The sequence below is a fragment of the Mesorhizobium sp. M1312 genome (assembly GCF_040318115.1).
Classification (GTDB): Bacteria; Pseudomonadota; Alphaproteobacteria; order Rhizobiales; family Rhizobiaceae; genus Mesorhizobium.
Window position 1 is genome coordinate 1 of record NZ_JAMYLQ010000081.1, and the last position, 2,989, is coordinate 2,989.

Below are 2,989 nucleotides of genomic sequence, written 5' to 3' on the forward strand. Positions count from 1 at the left end.
GGCAGATGATCGGAGGCGATCCGAGATAGCGATGTATGGTGCACTTCGAGGCTGGAAATCAGACTTGGTGGTTTGGCCAGAATCCAATCGAGCGCAAGCAAAGGGAATCGCGAAGGGAAACTGGGCAGCACAGTGTGGATTGGACCAAAATGCGGCAGTAGCGCCAGCCTGCTGGGCAACCAGTTCCAATTCAGAAATAGCTTCGCCGGCCGGCGCGTTTTGGCGCATTCCCATAGCCCATCCTGCTCAGATGCATCTGAGATAAGGAACCTTTTCCTCACTGATCAAGGCTCCCTTGACAATTTGTTCTTATTTCGTTCACTGCTGACTAAGGCAAAACTCAAGGTGTCTGGCGCAGGACGCGCCGCGCTACAACATTGCGCCCACGGAAGAAGTGCCGTTCGTCACGGCCGGCGAAAACGGGAACCACCGGCTTCGCCAAGGCCGGTGGTGGCTGGTGCCATGGTGGGCAAAGGAGATGCCGAAAGCGGCCATGTTCAATGGCCGAATTGAGAGCGTCGATTCGGCACCGCGTTCCGCGACGCCTTCAAATCCAAGCGCTGCCTCATTCCTGCTGACGGCTTCTACGAATGGACGATATCGCCCGCAGACAAAAAGCGAGATCCTTGGCATATCTTCCAGCCAGATCACGAGCCGTTCTCCTTCGCCGGCCTCTGGGCTTACAATTCCAAACTCGAAGTCACGAGCTGCACGATTATCACCGGGCCGGCTTCTGACCCAATGAAGCAGTTGCACGACCGGCAGCCTGTGATCCTCAAGCGTACGACGATTGGCTAGACCCGGGGACTTCAGCGGAAGCAGCAAAGCAGTTGCTCGATCTCAACCTGAATGGCCAACTGCAGTTCTACCGGGTGAGCCGGGATGTAAACGCGACCGTCAAGGACGGGAAGCCGAATGACAGCCCGCACATGATCAAACCGATTGCACTACTATGAGCGACGAGATCATCCGCCTTCCCGGTGTAATGGAGCCCGTCACTCGCCCCGGCATTCAGCACCATAGGTGCGAGCACCCCGGCTGCAGCAAGAATGCCGGATGGGGTTTCGCCAAGCCGCGGCAACCATCGCACTGGTTCTGTTTCGAGCACCGTGCCGAAGGCGAGCACTATCTTTGACGAGAAGAGCACATCAATGACACGCCTCAGCTTCACAGAAGAGCTTGAAGACGCTGCCGACCGGATTGCGGATGTCTGTCGCGCCGATCTCCAGATCATCCTTCGTAGGGCGGCGCTGATGCTCCGGAACGTAACCGGCATAGCTCTGTAGCCAAACGTCGATGAATCGCTCACGGCGCTTGCAGTTGAAATGGAAGTTTCCAAGTCCGACCTCATTCAGATCGTGCTGTGCGAGTGACTGGAGACGAACGCTTATTTGCCGGTCCAGACGATCGACGAGGGAAAGCGAGACGGTCGGCAGCGCGTAGCTGGGGCGCGACCGGGATGTAGAAGACCCGCCGCTACATTTGCGAAGCGACGGGACCCCCATGAGTGCCGTGCATTGGGGTGCCCGGCATTGCTGACCATGCAATTGCAGTGCCAGACGTATTGACCCATCGCGGGGCACATTATGACTTCTACACAGCGGATGACCGCCCATGTACTTCATTTGCATGTTTCAGTTACATTAGAACTAGCTCATATACATCCAGCCATGCGAGCTCCCCTAAGGCTCGCTGGTCAGGCCCGGCGGTCTCCCCCCTCGCAAGCCGCTGGGCCGCTCGAGCTTGCGCAACGGATGGCGCGGACTTCATGACCAGGATTGAAAGCGGGTCAATTAATATCGACTTCCTGGTAAAAAGTTTCGGGCCGGAACGCTTGCTCGTCTCGAGGGTTGGGATGCGGGAGATGCAGGCATGGCCAAGAAGCCGTCTATCGCTGGAATATTGCGGCTTACCTCTGAACAACTGAAGAGGATCCGGAAACGCGTCGCAAATGGCGGTCATGTGGACCAGATGCAAGAGGTCGATGCCCTGGTGGGCCTCGCTAAAGAAATGGCCGATCGGCAACTGGCCGGGTTAGAAAGCCCGGCAGATGAAAACGATGGTTCTGTGCAAGCCGGTGACGATGCAAAGGATTGAGCGTCGTCGATCGCCTGCTCACATTCCGCGATCACGGAATTACCCAAATCGCCAAGTTCGGTACTATCCGACCGGCGGACCCCAATCCGCCTGGCCGGCGCCCTCAGGCAAATCCACCCCAACGCCCCCCAAGCGGCGCCGGCCTTCCTTTAATCAGCAATCTTCGGTGGTCTTCTTCATTTGACCGGGGGCGGCGGCACTGGCATCCGTGTCCTGCTGACCAGGGGCGGCCTCCTGCGCGCTGCCGGTCTGCTGGCCAGGTGCGCAATCTTTGGCCGAGTTCGGATTCGTGCCGCTGGTGGTGGTGGTGTCAGTTCCCTGGTCGGTTGTGGTCGTTGTGGAGTTGGCTCCCTGATCAGTGCTAGGCGTGGTCGTGGTCGTCGTAGAGGTTCCGCCCGAAGTTCCGCTCGTCGTCTGGGCAAAGGAAAGCCCTGCGGAAAGCGCCAACACGGCGGAGGCCAAAAGGATTCGTTTCATGTTCTGTCTCCTGTTAAGCGCACGAACGCGCTCACAAACCAACCTGCGGACAAAAGGAATGTTCCAAGTAATGGTGCTCACCCTCTTAAACTTTCGCTGTGCCAAACGATGTTGTCGTACAGCGAAAAGCCCGCTGCGGGAGGGGGCCGGCAGCGGGCTTTCGCTTGGGGAATGTCTTCGCGGTTACATCATGAGGAAGCGACCGCTGCAGTTGTAATGCGTGATTTCTGCAACGGTTCCAAGTTTTTTGCGGAAGATGGTACCGCAGCAATTCTGCTGACTGAACTTCACTCGTCCCAGAAATCTTGCAGCGAGGCATGCCGAAGGTCTTCCTCGCCCCTGAGGTGCTTCACACGTGCCTTGATCCCCGGCTTGACCCACTGCGTTGCCGGCCGCTTTGGCATGTCCTTGGGCA

Annotated in this window: 3 protein-coding genes and 2 pseudogenes; 2 read left to right on the forward strand and 3 right to left on the reverse strand. The window is 57.8% G+C overall.

Annotated features, from left to right (window positions below; all coding sequences use genetic code 11):
• Nucleotides 1-164: pseudogene (locus NKH36_RS34480) on the reverse strand (endonuclease/exonuclease/phosphatase family protein); the annotation flags it as partial.
• A gap of 230 nt (nucleotides 165-394) precedes the next feature.
• Here NKH36_RS34480 and NKH36_RS34485 point away from each other — a divergent pair.
• Nucleotides 395-798, forward strand: a pseudogene (locus tag NKH36_RS34485) (SOS response-associated peptidase).
• A 350-nt stretch (nucleotides 799-1,148) separates the two neighbouring features.
• Here NKH36_RS34485 and NKH36_RS34490 read toward each other — a convergent pair.
• Nucleotides 1,149-1,625: a hypothetical protein gene (locus NKH36_RS34490; protein WP_352966267.1), complete on the reverse strand. Its 477-nt coding sequence runs from the start codon at nucleotides 1,623-1,625 to the stop codon at nucleotides 1,149-1,151.
• A gap of 247 nt (nucleotides 1,626-1,872) precedes the next feature.
• On the opposite strand from NKH36_RS34490, the gene NKH36_RS34495 reads away from it, so the two are divergent.
• Entirely contained in the window at nucleotides 1,873-2,097 is a 225-nt protein-coding gene (locus NKH36_RS34495) for a hypothetical protein (protein WP_352966268.1), read from the forward strand.
• 153 nt (nucleotides 2,098-2,250) lie between these two features.
• Here NKH36_RS34495 and NKH36_RS34500 read toward each other — a convergent pair whose 3' ends face one another.
• Nucleotides 2,251-2,574: a hypothetical protein gene (locus tag NKH36_RS34500; RefSeq protein WP_352966269.1), complete on the reverse strand. Its 324-nt coding sequence runs from the start codon at nucleotides 2,572-2,574 to the stop codon at nucleotides 2,251-2,253.
• Nucleotides 2,575-2,989 lie beyond the last annotated feature (415 nt).

What these genes read in the sequence shown, in the direction of transcription:
- NKH36_RS34490 (WP_352966267.1), bottom strand. Translation starts at nt 1,625, where the DNA reads ATGAAGTACATGGGCGGTCATCCGCTGTGTAGAAGTCATAATGTGCCC.
- NKH36_RS34495 (WP_352966268.1), top strand. Translation starts at nt 1,873, where the DNA reads ATGGCCAAGAAGCCGTCTATCGCTGGAATATTGCGGCTTACCTCTGAA.
- NKH36_RS34500 (WP_352966269.1), bottom strand. Translation starts at nt 2,574, where the DNA reads ATGAAACGAATCCTTTTGGCCTCCGCCGTGTTGGCGCTTTCCGCAGGG.